Origin of the sequence: Oceaniradius stylonematis, from assembly GCF_003149475.2 — a bacterium.
Lineage (GTDB): Bacteria > Pseudomonadota > Alphaproteobacteria > Rhizobiales > Rhizobiaceae > Roseitalea > Roseitalea stylonematis.
The window spans coordinates 590,608-604,456 of record NZ_QFWV02000008.1; the positions used below are offsets into that span (position 1 = coordinate 590,608).

General features: G+C 65.5%; 17 protein-coding genes. 12 read left to right on the forward strand and 5 right to left on the reverse strand.

Translation table 11 applies throughout. The features are described 5' to 3' along the window. The 3 genes from DEM25_RS17990 to DEM25_RS16070 all read right to left on the reverse strand — a co-directional run. The coding region (locus tag DEM25_RS17990; RefSeq protein WP_196780411.1) for a 1-acyl-sn-glycerol-3-phosphate acyltransferase at positions 1 to 827 on the reverse strand (827 nt) is incomplete at its 3' end. Positions 828 to 906: 79 nt separating this feature from the next. Beyond that, the gene (locus DEM25_RS16065) at positions 907 to 2,559 is read right to left on the reverse strand and encodes an FAD-binding dehydrogenase (RefSeq protein WP_109768805.1); all 1,653 of its coding nucleotides are present in this window, start codon (positions 2,557 to 2,559) and stop codon (positions 907 to 909) included. A 61-nt stretch (positions 2,560 to 2,620) separates the two neighbouring features. Next, positions 2,621 to 3,379 carry a sulfite exporter TauE/SafE family protein gene (locus tag DEM25_RS16070; RefSeq protein ID WP_109768806.1) on the reverse strand — a complete coding sequence of 253 codons (759 nt, stop codon included), beginning with the start codon at positions 3,377 to 3,379 and terminating at the stop codon, positions 2,621 to 2,623. A 119-nt stretch (positions 3,380 to 3,498) separates the two neighbouring features. Here DEM25_RS16070 and ruvC point away from each other — a divergent pair, with 119 nt between their 5' ends. The 7 genes from ruvC (at position 3,499) to ruvB (ending at position 7,135) form a co-directional block, all read left to right on the forward strand. After that, entirely contained in the window at positions 3,499 to 4,014 is a 516-nt protein-coding gene (gene ruvC / locus DEM25_RS16075) for a crossover junction endodeoxyribonuclease RuvC (protein WP_109768807.1), read from the forward strand. Between the two features lie 63 nt (positions 4,015 to 4,077). Beyond that, the gene (locus DEM25_RS16080; protein WP_109768808.1) at positions 4,078 to 4,344 is read left to right on the forward strand and encodes an AbrB/MazE/SpoVT family DNA-binding domain-containing protein; all 267 of its coding nucleotides are present in this window, start codon (positions 4,078 to 4,080) and stop codon (positions 4,342 to 4,344) included. Further along, positions 4,325 to 4,738, forward strand: coding sequence for a type II toxin-antitoxin system VapC family toxin (locus DEM25_RS16085; protein WP_196780412.1), 414 nt, complete (start codon positions 4,325 to 4,327; stop codon positions 4,736 to 4,738). The genes DEM25_RS16080 and DEM25_RS16085 overlap by 20 nt, the downstream gene beginning before the upstream one ends. Then, positions 4,735 to 5,349, forward strand: coding sequence for a Holliday junction branch migration protein RuvA (ruvA, locus tag DEM25_RS16090; protein WP_109768810.1), 615 nt, complete (start codon positions 4,735 to 4,737; stop codon positions 5,347 to 5,349). Before DEM25_RS16085 ends, ruvA begins: the two co-directional genes overlap by 4 nt. 60 nt (positions 5,350 to 5,409) lie before the next feature. Next, positions 5,410 to 5,709, forward strand: a complete 300-nt coding sequence (locus tag DEM25_RS16095; protein ID WP_245412942.1) for an AbrB/MazE/SpoVT family DNA-binding domain-containing protein — start codon at positions 5,410 to 5,412, stop codon at positions 5,707 to 5,709. After that, positions 5,706 to 6,098, forward strand: coding sequence for a type II toxin-antitoxin system VapC family toxin (locus tag DEM25_RS16100; protein ID WP_109768812.1), 393 nt, complete (start codon positions 5,706 to 5,708; stop codon positions 6,096 to 6,098). Before DEM25_RS16095 ends, DEM25_RS16100 begins: the two co-directional genes overlap by 4 nt. Then, positions 6,095 to 7,135 (forward strand): Holliday junction branch migration DNA helicase RuvB, encoded by a 1,041-nt coding sequence (gene ruvB / locus DEM25_RS16105; RefSeq protein ID WP_109768813.1) that lies wholly within the window; start codon positions 6,095 to 6,097, stop codon positions 7,133 to 7,135. The genes DEM25_RS16100 and ruvB overlap by 4 nt, the downstream gene beginning before the upstream one ends. Before the next feature lie 88 nt (positions 7,136 to 7,223). Here ruvB and DEM25_RS16110 read toward each other — a convergent pair whose 3' ends face one another. Together DEM25_RS16110 and DEM25_RS16115 are read right to left on the reverse strand one after the other, a co-directional pair. Beyond that, positions 7,224 to 7,835 (reverse strand): NAD(P)H-dependent oxidoreductase, encoded by a 612-nt coding sequence (locus DEM25_RS16110; protein ID WP_109768814.1) that lies wholly within the window; start codon positions 7,833 to 7,835, stop codon positions 7,224 to 7,226. 231 nt (positions 7,836 to 8,066) lie between these two features. Beyond that, positions 8,067 to 9,314 (reverse strand): glycoside hydrolase family 5 protein, encoded by a 1,248-nt coding sequence (locus DEM25_RS16115; RefSeq protein ID WP_109768815.1) that lies wholly within the window; start codon positions 9,312 to 9,314, stop codon positions 8,067 to 8,069. Between the two features lie 55 nt (positions 9,315 to 9,369). Between DEM25_RS16115 and DEM25_RS16120 the strand changes: the two genes are divergently transcribed. The 5 genes from DEM25_RS16120 (at position 9,370) to tolB (ending at position 13,717) form a co-directional block, all read left to right on the forward strand. Further along, on the forward strand, positions 9,370 to 9,846 hold the full coding sequence (locus tag DEM25_RS16120; RefSeq protein ID WP_109768816.1) for a YbgC/FadM family acyl-CoA thioesterase: 477 nt from the start codon (positions 9,370 to 9,372) through the stop codon (positions 9,844 to 9,846). Between the two features lie 183 nt (positions 9,847 to 10,029). Continuing rightward, positions 10,030 to 10,755 carry a protein TolQ gene (gene tolQ, locus DEM25_RS16125; RefSeq protein WP_109768844.1) on the forward strand — a complete coding sequence of 242 codons (726 nt, stop codon included), beginning with the start codon at positions 10,030 to 10,032 and terminating at the stop codon, positions 10,753 to 10,755. A 9-nt stretch (positions 10,756 to 10,764) separates the two neighbouring features. Further along, positions 10,765 to 11,214, forward strand: a complete 450-nt coding sequence (gene tolR, locus DEM25_RS16130) for a protein TolR (protein ID WP_109768817.1) — start codon at positions 10,765 to 10,767, stop codon at positions 11,212 to 11,214. A gap of 4 nt (positions 11,215 to 11,218) precedes the next feature. Then, a complete protein-coding gene (gene tolA, locus DEM25_RS16135) occupies positions 11,219 to 12,283 on the forward strand; it encodes a cell envelope integrity protein TolA (RefSeq protein WP_109768818.1) in 1,065 nt (354 codons plus the stop codon). 111 nt (positions 12,284 to 12,394) lie between these two features. Beyond that, positions 12,395 to 13,717: a Tol-Pal system beta propeller repeat protein TolB gene (gene tolB / locus DEM25_RS16140; protein ID WP_375565957.1), complete on the forward strand. Its 1,323-nt coding sequence runs from the start codon at positions 12,395 to 12,397 to the stop codon at positions 13,715 to 13,717. Positions 13,718 to 13,849 lie beyond the last annotated feature (132 nt).

Sequence of the window (13,849 nt, forward strand, 5' to 3'; positions counted from 1 at the left end):
CGGTCATAGTTGATGCCGACCGGAATGAAGACGATGTCCTTGTCGCCATGGGTCCTGAAACCGGAGACCATGTAGGACAACAGCCCCAGCTTGGGCGGCCGCAGCGTGCCGTCCGGGGAAAGGCCGCCCTCGGGGAACACCGCCTGGGTGACGCCCTGCTTGGTGGCCTTGCGCACATAGGCGGCCAGCACCCGCCGGTAGAGCTGGTTCTTGGAGTTGCGGCGGATGAAATAGGCGCCCATCGAGCGCAACAGCGAATGCAGGAAGATGACCTGCGCCCATTCGCCCACCGCATAGGAGAGCGATGCGCGCTTTGAGGCCAGATAGGTCACCAGCACATAGTCCATGTTCGACCGGTGGTTCATCACGAACACAACGGTGGCGTTCTTCGGAATGCGCTTGAGCGCCTGATCGTCGGTGAAGCCGAGGCGGACGCGATAGGCGAACTGCGACAGCCATTTGGCCGCGCGCGTGCCGATGCCGAAATAGGTTAGCGGCGAAAAGGACGGGACGATCTCCGCGGCGTATTTTTCCGCCTCCTTCATGATCACGGCGCGCGGCGTGCCGCTCTGCTGATGTTGGAGATCGACGGCGGCGATCACGTCGGGATCGTAAAGAAGCTGATCGATAAGCCCTTGCCGGCGCGTCAGGCGAAAGGGCTGGATTTCGAGATCGAGCCGTTCGTTGAGTTCGTCGATGGCATCGTTGACGCGCCGGCGGAAATACCAGCGCACGGACGGCGCGAAGATGCGGTCGAAGATGGCGACAAGGGCGAGAATGCCGAGGATCAGGACAAGCCAGAACGGCATGGCCACCGTGTCCGTCATGTCCGGCCCTCCCCGCCCGATCCGCTGTCAGACTAGCGGCAACGGACCTGCATGTATATTGGCGGGCGGATGGCGGGCGTCAGGCAATCTCTCGGGACCGCCCCGCCTTCGTGCCCGAGAAGATGCAGCCGCCAAGGAACGTGCCTTCGAGCGCGTTGTAGCCGTGGTAGCCGCCGCCGCCGAAACCGGCGACTTCGCCCGCCGCGTAAAGACCCGGCACGGGCGTGTCGTCGGCGCCGATCATCCGGCTGTCGAGATCGGTCTGCAGCCCGCCGAGCGTCTTGCGCGTCAGGATGTGCAGCTTGACGGCGATCAGCGGCCCGTGGGCCGGATCGAGGATCCTGTGCGGCTTGGCCGTGCGGATCAGCCGGTCGCCGAGATAGTTGCGCGCGCCGTTGATCGCCACCACCTGCGCGTCCTTTGCAAAGCGGTTGCCGATCTGGCTGTCGCGCGCCTCGATCTGCGCCCGAAGGTGCGCCGCATCGAGCAGGTTGCCGCCGGCGACCTGGTTCATGCCGGCCACCAGCGCATCGAGATCGCCGGCCACGACGAAATCCTCGCCCTTCTCCTTGAACGCTTCGACGGGCGGCGGCGCGCCCTTGCCGAGCCGCGACTTCAGCACCTCGGTGAACTTTTTCGATGTCAGATCCGGGTTCTGCTCGGAGCCGGACAGGGCGAACTCTTTTTCGATGATCTTTTGGGTCAGCACGAACCAGGAATAATCGTGCCCGGTCTCAAGGATGGTGCGCAGGGTCGACAGCGTGTCGAAACCGGGCATGGCCGGCGCCGGCAACCGGTTGCCCGTCGCATCGAACCACATGGAGGACGGCCCGGGCAGGATGCGGATGCCGTGATGCGGCCAGATCGGCGCCCAGTTCTTCACACCCTCGGTATAGTGCCACATCCGGTCGCCATTGATCACATGCCCGCCGGCCTGCTCGGCGACCGGGATCATCGACCCGTCAACATGGTCGGGCACACCCGAGATCATCGAGGCCGGCGGCTCGCCGAGCCGGCCGCGCGGCCAGTTCTTGCGCACCATCTCGAAATTGCCGCCAATGCCGCCCGAGGTGACGATCACCGACGGCGCGCGCAGTTCGAAATCGCCGACCACGTCGCGGTTGGTCGACGCGCCCCGCTCGGCATCGTCGGCCCGCAGCACCGTGCCCGAGACGCCGCTCGCGGCCCCGTTGGTCATGATGATGCGGTCCACCTTGTGCCGGAAGCGCAAGTCTACGAGACCCGCCTTTTGATGTTCGCGCACCCGGGCTGTGAACGGTTCGAGTACACCCGGGCCCGTGCCCCAGGTCACGTGGAAGCGCGGCACCGAGTTGCCGTGCCCGTCGGCGAACGACCCGCCCCGCTCGGCCCAGCCGACCACCGGAAACCAGCGCATGCCCATGGCGTGCAGCCAGCTCCGCATCTCGCCCGAGGCAAAATCGAGATAGGCCTCCGCCCAGCGCCGCGGCCAATGGTCTTCGGGGCGGTCGAACCGGGCCGAGCCGAACCAGTCGTTTTCCGCCAGCGCCCGGCTGTCGCGAATGCGCATGCGGCGCTGCTCGGGCGTGTCGATCATGAACAGGCCGCCGAGCGACCAGAAGGCCTGGCCGCCGAGGTTTTGCGGCGGTTCCTGATCGACCACGATCACGCGCTTGCCGCGATCGCCCAGTTCGGCAGCCGCGACAAGGCCGGCAAGCCCCGCGCCGACAATGATCACATCTGCCTGGTCCATGCGCCTCCCCTTGTTCGACCGAGCTAATCAAGACCGGCACGCCCGCGCAACGCTAAAACGGTCAGCCCCACAGCCCGTCCAGAAGCGGCATGGACGCGATTGCGGCGACCAGCACGATCGACAGCGCCACGCGGCGATAGGTCGTCTCGGTGGAAAGACCGAACAGGCGCGCGCCGAGCAGCAGGCCGACGAAAAAAGCCGGCGAGCAGGCCAGACCCAATGCAATCGATGGCCAGGTCAGAATGCCCGCGATGAAAAAACCGACCAGCGAGAAGAGTTCGACGACAGTCAGATAGACCAGAAGGTTCGACCGCACATTGCCCGCGCCCGTGCGCAGCGCCATCCAGTAGAGGATCACCGGCGGTCCGGACAGGGACGTGGCGCCGCCCAGAAAGCCCGACAGGCCGCCAGTGGCGACCCGCACCGGCACCGTGCGCGGCCCCTTGTACTGCCAGCCGCGCCACAGCAGCATGACGACGATCAGGATCACCACCGACATGAACCAGCGCAGCGCGGTCGGCTCGCCCGCCGTCAGAAAGATGATGCCCGCCGGCAGCAACAGCGCATAGCCGGCAACGACCGGGCCGATTTCGGCAAGGCTCACCCGTTTCATCGCCGGGATCACGAGAGGCAGCGCCGGCAGGGTCTCGATGATCAGGATGACGATGACCGCCACCTGCGGGCTGTAGGCGGCCGCGGCGACGGGCGCGACGATCATCGCCGTGCCGAAGCCGGAGAACCCGCGCACCAGCCCCGCGACCGCCGCAGCGGCCACCACGGCCCAGAACGCCGCATCCAGTTCGAGCGGAAACCCAGTCATGTGACCCCCTTCCACGCCTGTGGCATGTCGTGCCCGCTCGCACAAGCGGCAGGCCGGCCCAGTGTTTTCTTTTTGTTCACATCGGACCGCTAAGCGGATAGCGTTGGCGTGAGGACGAGATGAACGAGACGATTCGCATTATCGGCATCGATCCGGGGCTGCGGCGCACCGGTTGGGGCGTCGTCGACAGCGCGGGCAACGCGCTGCGCTTCGTGGCAGCGGGAACCGTGCGCTCCGATGCGGGCGCCGATCTCGCCGTCCGGCTGTGCCAGATCCACGAGCAGCTCACGGCGGTGATGGGCACGCATACCCCGCACGAAGCCGCCGTCGAAGCCACTTTCGTCAACAAGGATGCGACAGCTACGCTCAAGCTCGGCCAAGCGCGCGGCGTCGCCATGCTCGTCCCGGCGCTGGCGGGGCTGCCGGTCGCCGAATATGCGCCAAATGCGGTCAAGAAGGCGGTCATCGGCGTCGGCCATGGCGGCAAGGGCCAGATCGCCATGATGGTGCGCACGCTTTTGCCCCGGGCGGTGTTCGACACCGAGGACGCCGCAGACGCGCTCGCCATCGCCATCTGCCACAGCCATCATCGCGGCGCGGCCGCGCTGGCAAGGCGGGTTGCTGCACAGGCCTGACGAGGCATTTGTTCTTGACTTGTTCCAGCATCCCCGCTAGGTAATACCTCGGAGGTATTACTCATGCGTGTGACGCGAAAGGGCCAGGTCACGATCCCCAAGCACATCCGCGACAAGCTCGGCATCACCGCCGGCAGCGAGGTCGAGTTTGTGGACCGCGGCGATGACGGTGTGAGGCTTCGTGCCGTCGAGGACAATGCCGAGGACCGGGCGGCCCGGTTTCGGCGCTGGCTCGATCAGGTCAAAGGCACAATCGATCTGGGCGAAAAGACCGTTGACGAGCTGATGCTGGAGATGCGGGGTCCGCGTGATGACATCGACGCTCATTGACACCAATGTTCTGCTCGACCTGCTCGGCGGTGGCGAGCACGCAGCGTGGTCGGCCAGAGCGATGGAAATGGCTTTCGTGTCGGGCACAATAGTGCTTTCGCCGATTGTCTGGTCAGAACTGGGCGGGATGAGCAAAGCCGCCCGAACACTGGACAATGCGTTGAGCCGGCTTCGCCCGGTACGCGAGCACCTTTCCTTCGATGCCGCCTTTCGGGCTGGCACGGCCCACGCAGCCTATCGCCGGCAAGGTGGAAATCGCGAACGGACCCTGCCCGATTTTTTGATCGGCGCACATGCGGAAACATCGGGGCATGTGCTTCTGACCCGCGATCCGAAGCGTTACCGCACCTACTTCCCCGATCTCGACATCATCGCACCGGACACCCATCCATGATCGGTAAACTCAAGGGCACGATAGACGAGATCGCCGAGGATCATGTGATCGTCGACGTGCATGGCGTCGGCTATGTCGCCTACTGCCCGGCGCGGACGCTGTCGGGCCTGAACGCCGGCGAAGCGGCGGTCCTTCACATCGAGACCCATGTGCGCGAGGACCAGATCCGCCTGTTCGGCTTTGCGACCGCGCTGGAGCGCGAATGGTTCCGTCTGCTGCAGGGCGTGCAGGGCGTCGGCGCCAAGGTGGCGCTCGCCGTCCTCTCCACCCTGTCCGCCGCCGACCTCGCCAACGCGATCGCGCTTCAGGACAAGGCGATGGTCGCCCGCGCGCCGGGCATCGGCCCCAAGGTCGCCCAGCGCATCGTCACCGAACTCAAAAGCAAGGCGCCCGCCTTCGCCGGCGATGCGGCCGCCGCCATCGGCCTCAAGCAGGAGCTGGGCGAGAACGCCGCCCCGGCGCCGGTCGCCGATGCGGTCTCCGCGCTCGCCAATCTCGGTTACAGCCGCGACCAGGCCGCCAACGCGGTCGCCGCCGCGCTCAAGAGCGCTGGCGAGGATGCCGACAGCGCGACGCTGATCCGCCAGGGGCTGAAGGAGTTGGCGCGGTGAAGGGTCTTTCCTTGCTTTGGAGCGTCTTCCTTACTATGTTCAAAAAGTAAGGAATATCATATGCTGGAGAAAGCCATGGGAGCGTTTACGACCCTGACGTCGAAAGGACAGATGACGGTTCCAAAGGAGGTCCGCGAGAAGTTGGGTCTTGAAACCGGGATGCGTCTTCATGTTTCGGTCAAGGACGGACAAATGGTCGTACAGCCGAAGAACCAGAAACTGTCCGACCTTGCCGGCTTTCTCGGCAGGCCGCCCAATGGAAAGAGCCTCCGGATTGAAGACATTGACGAGGCAATCATGGACGCTGTTGCCGAGGATGATGAGCGGATCAAGCGGGACTGGCACCGATCACAACCATGATCGGCGTCGATACCAACATCCTGCTGCGCTTTCTGGTCGATGACGACCCCGAGCAAAGCCGTCTTGCGCGCGAATTTTTCGCCGCATGCACGCCCGAAAGGCCGGCCTATATCTGCTCGGTGACATTGGCCGAGACGGTGTGGGTACTGAACCGGTCTCTCGGCTACCCCGGCGACATTGTCCTTGAGATGATCAGCCGTCTGTTGGCATCGCAGGAAGCGATTGTGGAGCATGGAGACAGTTTGGGCCAAATTCTCCAGGAGCTGGGCTCTGGCGACATAGCCGACTTTCTGATCGCGTTTTCAAACAGACAGGCCGGCTGCACCTCAACGATCACCTTCGACGAAAAAGCCGCCAAAACGGTCCCCGGCATGGAACTGATCGCATGACCGACCCCGCCCGCCTGATCTCCGCCGACAAGCGCGACGAGGATGCCGACGCCTCCCTGCGGCCGCGCACGCTGGACGACTTCACCGGTCAGGCGGCGGCGCGCGCCAATCTCAAGGTCTTCATCGAGGCGGCCAAAAAACGCGCCGAGGCGCTCGACCACGTGCTGTTCGTCGGCCCGCCCGGCCTTGGCAAGACGACGCTGGCCCAGATCATGGCGAACGAACTGGGCGTCAATTTTCGCGCCACCTCCGGGCCGGTGATCGCCAAGGCCGGCGATCTGGCGGCGCTCCTGACCAATCTCGAAGAGCGCGATGTCCTGTTCATCGACGAGATCCACCGGCTCAATCCGGCGGTCGAGGAGATCCTTTATCCGGCGATGGAGGATTTCCAGCTCGACCTGATCATCGGCGAAGGGCCGGCGGCGCGCTCGGTCAAGATCGATCTGGCCAAATTCACCCTCGTCGCCGCCACCACGCGCCTCGGCCTTCTGACGACACCGCTGCGCGACCGGTTCGGCATTCCGGTGCGGCTCAATTTCTACACCGCCGAGGAGTTGGAGACGATCGTCACGCGCGGTGCCCGCATCATGGGCCTGCCGATGAGCGGCGACGGCGCCCGCGAGATCGCCGCCCGCGCCCGCGGCACGCCGCGCATCGCCGGCCGGCTGCTGCGCCGCGTCCGCGATTTCGCCGATGTCGCCGGCGCGACCGAAGTGGACCGCCGCGTCGCCGACGAGGCGCTGTCGCGGCTCGAGGTCGACACGATCGGTCTCGACGAGCTCGACCGGCGCTATCTGAACCAGATCGCCCGCAATTTCGGCGGCGGCCCGGTCGGCATCGAAACCATCGCCGCCGCCCTCTCCGAACCGCGCGATGCCATCGAGGACATCATCGAGCCCTTCCTGATCCAGCAGGGCTTCATCCAGCGCACGCCGCGCGGCCGCATGCTGACGGCCAATGCCTGGGGCCATCTGGGCCTGACCGCCCCCGCCGACCTCGCGGCCAAGCAGGCCGGGCTGTTCGATGAGGGGGAGTAGGGTCGCCGCCCCGGTCTGCGGGAGAAGGCTACTCCGCGGCAATCAGGCCGCCACGACGTTGGCTATGCGGACGAAGCTGATCTTCGCGTCAAGACCTGAAGGCGGACCGACAGGCACTTTCAGCTTCTTCAAGCCAGTCTTTCCTAAGCTTTTCTGAGCTCCCCACCACCGGCCTAAAGACATGCCTTTGTACATCCTTAGCTCCACAATAAGGGAGAACACAACGAGCCCAAATTGATTGCAGCGGATCTCCGAGTTCGAGCCGCTCTCTTTCCGCATCGGTGTCGGACGTGTTGAAGACGACGGCGCTCCTTAGATGCAAGAGAGCCTCTGGGCGGCCATCTGCAGTTTCAAGGCGATAAGCGACTCCAGGAACGAGAACACGATCCATCCATCCGGCGAGGATCGCAGGGGGCTTTCCCCACCAGTTTGGATGCACAACGAGCAACCCCTCTGCTTCACTGATTTGACTCCTATGTTCTTGAATCAAAGGGTCTTTGGAACGCAGAAGTGCCTCTTCCAAGGAGTCGCCGACAGTGTAAGCTTCTGAGGCCTTCAGGCACGGATCAAACTCTTCTGCGTAGAGGTCGTGGTGAATGATTGTGTGACCGTTAGCCTGCAAACAATTGCGCGCAGCCTTCGAGATCGCATGACAAAAACTATTCGTGCGAGGATGGGCAATAAGGGAAAAAATGTTCAAGTCAGCCTCCTGTAAACGGTGCGGATACTCCCGCGTTACGTTGGCTGTTCACTGGAAGGTTTTTCTGTGCTCAGCCTCGCTGTACCGCGAACAAACAGGGGAACTGCTTTCGGTTGCACGCTCGAAGCTTAGAAGCCCGATATTGATGGTGCAACCGTTGCACGTTCGCGGCTGCAGCGTTTGGAAGGTACGGGCTCAGACCGGCCGGTTGCAGAGTAGCCGCCCCAACCCCTAATCCGTCAGGGTCCAGATCAGCTGGTCGTAGAGCGGCAGGTCGAGCCGTTCGCCCGCATAGCCCTGCATCAGCCCGAACGCGCCGCCGACGGACCAGACCGACCATGAAAAGCCGTGCGCCTCGGCCAGCCCGATCATCGCGCGCATGTAATTGAGCCGGTATTGCGCCGGCACGTCGAGATCGGTGCCCCATTCGCGGCCGATCATGCCGAACTCGCCCATGAAGATGCGGTCGCGCGCAATGCCGTGCGTGTCGGCCCATTCCGCCGCCGTCGCAAACATCGGCGCCAGCGCGTCGGCGGAATCCTCCATCGCCCGCATCTCCCGCACACTGTCGTCGAGATAGGTGAGCGTCCGGCGCTCGGCGTGTCCACTCAGCGCGGCGCGAATGCGCGCGGCGCTGTCGGCGGCCGCCGCGTCCAGAGCCGCCGCCCCGCCCGCGTCGGGCGGCCAGGGAATGCCGCGCAGATGGGCGACGATGTCGCCGCCCCATGTGGCCCCTTGGTGGGTGACATAGAACGGCTCGTAGCCGTGAAAGCTCCACAGCGTGTTGGCATCGTCGATCGGTCCGGGATCGACGGCGGCAAGCCCGTCCGCCGAGCCCCAGCAGGCGCCGGTCAGGACCAGCGTGATGTCGCCATTGGTCGCCCGCGCCGCGCCGTGCAGCCGTTCGAGCTTTGTCTGCCAGCGCGCCTGCTCGCCCGTATCATGGCAGTTCAGCGTCGGCTCGTTGATAACTTCGAGCGCCACCATGGACGCCGGCCAGCGCGACAGGTCGCCCGAAATCCGCGCCACCAGATCGACATAGCGGTCGAACGCCTCCGGGTCGGTCTGCAATTGCGTCGTGCCGACATAGTCGTCGCCCGTGCCGCGCGGAATGGTGTGCAGATCGACGATCACCTTCAGGCCCGCGCCCCGGATGGTGGCGATCGCCCGGTCCATGCCGGCAAGCACGTCGCTCAGCCGCCCGGGGTCGTCATCGTGCAGGAAGAAGGCCGGCTCCAGCGGCATGCGGATCGTGTCGTAGCCGGCCGCCTTCAGGTCGGCGAAGTCTTCCGGGCCCAGATGGCGCCGCCATTCGGGGAAGTTGGCGATGACATCGGCATCGTTCCAGCGCGAAACATCCGGCCATTCGACCCACAGATTGGTGGCGATCGCCCGGCGCACCTCGAATGTCGCCGCCATCGCCGGCAGCGCGCAGACGATTATCAGGACGGTCAGCGCGGCGCGCAGGCTTGCAATCATCGCGGCGATTTTCCATTGAGGACAGCCCGCCTTCTATCACGGAGCCCGCGCCCCCATGAGCGAAAACGCCGACAATGGTAAATCCGGCGGCACGCTCATCGTGCCGCTCGACGGCGCGGTCGAGGACGGCGTCCACCGCTTCACGGCGCGCATCTATTATGCCGACACCGACTTTTCCGGCGCGGTCTACCATGCCCGCTATCTCGAACTGCTCGAACGGGGCCGGTCGGACTATCTGCGCTGCCTTGGCGTCTACCACACCGAGCTTGCCGGCCGCGACACGCCGCTCTTCTGGGTCGTCCGCCGCATGGAGATCGATTTCCGCGCCGCAGCGCGCATCGACGACATCGTCATCGTCGAGACCCGGCTCGCCGAACTGCACAAGGCGCGCATCGTCATGGCGCAGACGATCCTGCGCGACGGCGCGCCGATCCTGACCGCCTCGGTCACCGCCGCGCTGATCAACGACCGCGGGCGCCCGCAGCGCATGCCCCGCGAATGGGTCGCGCTGTTCGGCGGCACCTTGTCCTAACCCATCCTTAAGGATAACCGATTATGAACGCGGGCGGACGGAGGCAGCCTTGCGGCCGCCATCGTTTGACCGAATTTCTGCTTGAAAGGGCGAGCCGGAAATGTCCGGTCCGGTGCCTTCAGGCAAAAGATGCTGCCCTGTCGGCCATCCGCCCGCCGGCCCTTCGAATTCAAGGAAACGACCATGGAAACGCTACCGCTGGCCGCACCCGCGCACGACATGTCGATCTACGGCCTGTTCATGCAGGCGGGCTGGATCGTCAAGGCGGTGATGATCGGCCTGCTCGCCGCCTCGATCTGGTCCTGGGCGATCATCATCGACAAGTCGATGGCCTATGCCCGCATGCGCCGCCAGCTGGCCCGCTTCGAGGAAAACTTCTGGTCCGGCCAGTCGCTCGAGGAACTCTACCGCACGCTGGCCGACCGCAAGGTGTCCGGCATGGGCGCGCTGTTCGTCGCCGCCATGCGCGAGTGGAAGAAATCTTTCGAGCGCGGCGCCCGATCGCCGATCAGCCTGCAAAGCCGCATCGACCGCGCGATGGACGTGGCGCTCGGCCGCGAGATGGAGCGGCTGGAGAACCGCCTGGGGTTTCTCGCCTCGGTCGGCTCGGTCGCCGTCTATGTGGGCCTGTTCGGCACGGTGATCGGCATCATGACCTCGTTCCAGGCCATCGCCGGGTCGGAATCGACCAACCTCGCCGTCGTCGCGCCGGGCATTGCCGAAGCGCTTCTGGCGACCGCCATCGGCCTTGTCGCGGCCATTCCCGCGCTTGTCGCCTACAACAAGCTGATCAACGATGCCGGCAAGATCGGCGCGCGCATGGAAGCGTTCGCCGACGAATTTTCCGCCATCCTGTCGCGTCAGATCGACGAGCGCGCCGCGCAGGGCCAGCGCCAGGCCGCCGAATAGGAGCCCGCCATGACCACCTATGCAGGCGGATGGGTCTCGCGGCGCCGGCGCAACCGCCGTCCGCGCGCCGCACGCCCGATCTCGGAAATCAACGTCACGCCCTTCGTCGACGTGATGCTGGTGCTGCTGATCATCTTCATGGTCGCCGCGCCCTTGCTGACGGTCGGCGTGCCGATCGACCTGCCCGAAAGCCGCGCCCAGCAGCTCAATTCGGACACCCAGCCGATCACGATTTCGATCAACGATGAAGGTCAGGTGTTCATCCAGGAGACCGAGATCGCCATCGACGATGTCGTGCCCCGGCTCGAGGCCATCGCCCAGACCGGCTATGACGAGCGCATCTATATCCGCGCCGACCGGGTGACCGACTATGGCACGGTGATGGCCGTCATGGGCCGCATCAACCAGGCCGGCTACCGCAATCTCGGCCTTGTGACCCTGCAAGAGCAGGACCAGTAGGCCGATGCGCGCAGGCCTTGCCACATCGGCGACGCTGCATGCGCTCCTGCTCGGATGGGGACTGATCTCCCTGTCCGCGCCGGCCTCCTTCGACGTCGACGACGTCGAGGCCCTGCCCGTCGAACTGGTCAGCCTGGCGGAGATCACCCAGGTCCAGGAAGGCGCCCAGGATGCGCCCGTCGAAGGCCCGTCGGCGCCCGAACCGGCAGCCCCGGACGAGCCCGAGCCCGAAGCGGTCAATGTCGGCGACAATGAACGCGACCAGTCGACGCCCGAAACCGAGGAGCAGCAGCCCGTCGAGGTGGAGGAGGCGCGCCTGCCCGAACCGGTCGAGACGCCGATCCCCGCTCCCGCCGACCGCCCCGAACCCGAGCCGGTGGCCGAACCGCAGCCGGAGGAACCCTCGACCCCGGCGACAGAATTGGCGCCCGAGCCCGAGCCGGCACAGGAGGTCGCTCCCGACCCGGTCGAGGAGGTGATCGAGGCGGCCGAGCCCGAACCGGCGCCCGAGCCGGAATTTGTCGAACTGCCGCAGGATCTGCCGACGCCGACCGCGCGCCCCGAGCGCCCGCCCGCGCAGACGGCCCAGACCCCGAACCGGCAGGATGAGGAGGCGCCGCGCGAACAGGCCGCAACGACCCCGGAGACCAACGACCAGTCCGACACCGACGAAGTGGCCAATCTCCTCAACCGCGAGCGTGGGTCGGGCGGCGGCGCCGCCTCGTCCGACCAGACCGCCTCGCTCGGCGGCGACCGCTCGACCGGCGGCACCACGCTGACCCAGAGCGAGATGGACGCGCTGCGCAACCAGATCCAGGCCTGCTGGAACCCGCCCGCCGGCGTCATCGATGCGGGCGAACTGCGCGTCTCGGTGCGGTTCCGGCTCGACCCGTCCGGCCGCGTCGAAGGCCAGCCTTCGATCACCAACAGTTCGGGCAACCGCCAGGCCGACGAGAGCGCGCGCCGCGCGGTGCTCCGCTGCGGGATGAACGGCTACAGCCTGCCGGCCGACAAATATGACGCCTGGCGCGACGTGGTGGTCAATTTCGATCCCAGCGACATGTTCTGAGCGATGACCAAGCCATTTTCCTGTCGCGGCGACGCGCACACCATTGACACATCTCTGCCGCATAGCGCCCCTAACCGGGCGCCAAACCATGGCTGAGCCAAAGGATTGACCATGATGATGACACACCGTTCCGGCCGGCTGGCGGCCCTGTTCGCGGCGATGATGGCGCTGTTTGCGGCCACCGCCCTGCCCGCCCGCGCGCTCGTCGAGATCGACATCAACCAGGGCAATATCGAGCCGCTGCCGATCGCCGTCACCGACTTCATCTCCGGCGACGGCATCGGCGCGCAGATCAGCCAGGTCGTCTCCGACAATCTGCGCCGCTCGGGCCTGTTCCTGCCGGTCGACAAGGGCGCCTTCATCGAACAGGTCTCCAACCCCGACGCAGCGCCGCGGTTCGAGGACTGGCGCGTCATCAACGCCCAGGCGCTCGTCACCGGCCGCGTCACCGAGGAAGGCGGCGGCCGGCTGCGCGCCGAATTCCGCCTCTGGGACACGTTCGCCGGCGAACAGATGACCGGCGAACAGTTCTTCACCAACCGCGACAACTGGCGCCGCGTCGCCCACATCATCTCGGACGCCATCTTCGAGCGGCTGACCGGCGAGAAGGGCTATTTCGACACGCGCATCGTTTATGTCGCCGAGAGCGGGCCCCGCGACAACCGCACCAAGCGCCTCGCCATCATGGATCAGGACGGTTTCAACAACCGCTACCTCACCCAGGGCGGCGACATCGTGCTGACGCCGCGCTTTTCGCCCTCGCGCCAGGAAATCACCTACATGGATTTCGCCGGCGGCGAGCCGAAGGTCTATCTTCTGCAACTCGAAACGGGGCAGCGCGAACTGGTCGGCGATTTTCCCGGCATGACGTTCAGCCCGCGCTTTTCGCCCGACGGGCAGAAGGTCGTCATGAGCCTGCAGCAGCCCGACGGCAACGCCAACATCTATGCGATGGACCTGCGCTCGCGGAACACGACGCGGCTGACCAATTCGCCCTCGATCGACACCTCGCCCTCCTATTCGCCCGATGGCAGCCGCATCGTCTTTGAATCGGACCGCGGCGGCCGCCAGCAGCTTTACGTGATGGGCGCCAATGGCGGCGGCGCCACCCGCATCTCGTTCGGCAACGGCTCCTACTCGACGCCCGTCTGGTCGCCGCGCGGCGATCTGATCGCCTTCACCAAACAGTCCGGCGGACAGTTTTCGATCGGCGTCATGCGGCCCGACGGCTCCGGCGAACGCATTCTGACCACCGGCTTCCACAATGAAGGGCCGACCTGGGCGCCCAATGGCCGTTATCTGATGTTCTTCCGCCAGAATGCCGGCGCCGGCGGACCGCAGCTGTTTTCGATCGATCTGACCGGCCGCAACGAGCAGCCCGTACCCGTCGAGGGCTATGCGTCCGATCCGGCATGGTCGCCCCTTCTGGAGTGATCGCGGTCTGTTGAGGAAAGCGCATCCGCCCCGTTGTTGCCGCATTTGACCGGCACCGCGGGCGGCGGCGCGTTCAGCGCCTCAAACACGGTTCGTTAACCGTCTTCCTCAAACGGCGGTTAACTCCAACAG

Coding starts and splice junctions, on each gene's coding strand:
- DEM25_RS16065 (WP_109768805.1), bottom strand. CDS start 2,559: ATGGACCAGGCAGATGTGATCATTGTCGGCGCGGGGCTTGCCGGCCTT.
- DEM25_RS16070 (WP_109768806.1), bottom strand. CDS start 3,379: ATGACTGGGTTTCCGCTCGAACTGGATGCGGCGTTCTGGGCCGTGGTG.
- ruvC (WP_109768807.1), top strand. CDS start 3,499: ATGAACGAGACGATTCGCATTATCGGCATCGATCCGGGGCTGCGGCGC.
- DEM25_RS16080 (WP_109768808.1), top strand. CDS start 4,078: ATGCGTGTGACGCGAAAGGGCCAGGTCACGATCCCCAAGCACATCCGC.
- DEM25_RS16085 (WP_196780412.1), top strand. CDS start 4,325: ATGACATCGACGCTCATTGACACCAATGTTCTGCTCGACCTGCTCGGC.
- ruvA (WP_109768810.1), top strand. CDS start 4,735: ATGATCGGTAAACTCAAGGGCACGATAGACGAGATCGCCGAGGATCAT.
- DEM25_RS16095 (WP_245412942.1), top strand. CDS start 5,410: ATGCTGGAGAAAGCCATGGGAGCGTTTACGACCCTGACGTCGAAAGGA.
- DEM25_RS16100 (WP_109768812.1), top strand. CDS start 5,706: ATGATCGGCGTCGATACCAACATCCTGCTGCGCTTTCTGGTCGATGAC.
- ruvB (WP_109768813.1), top strand. CDS start 6,095: ATGACCGACCCCGCCCGCCTGATCTCCGCCGACAAGCGCGACGAGGAT.
- DEM25_RS16115 (WP_109768815.1), bottom strand. CDS start 9,314: ATGATTGCAAGCCTGCGCGCCGCGCTGACCGTCCTGATAATCGTCTGC.
- DEM25_RS16120 (WP_109768816.1), top strand. CDS start 9,370: ATGAGCGAAAACGCCGACAATGGTAAATCCGGCGGCACGCTCATCGTG.
- tolQ (WP_109768844.1), top strand. CDS start 10,030: ATGGAAACGCTACCGCTGGCCGCACCCGCGCACGACATGTCGATCTAC.
- tolR (WP_109768817.1), top strand. CDS start 10,765: ATGACCACCTATGCAGGCGGATGGGTCTCGCGGCGCCGGCGCAACCGC.
- tolA (WP_109768818.1), top strand. CDS start 11,219: ATGCGCGCAGGCCTTGCCACATCGGCGACGCTGCATGCGCTCCTGCTC.
- tolB (WP_375565957.1), top strand. CDS start 12,395: ATGATGATGACACACCGTTCCGGCCGGCTGGCGGCCCTGTTCGCGGCG.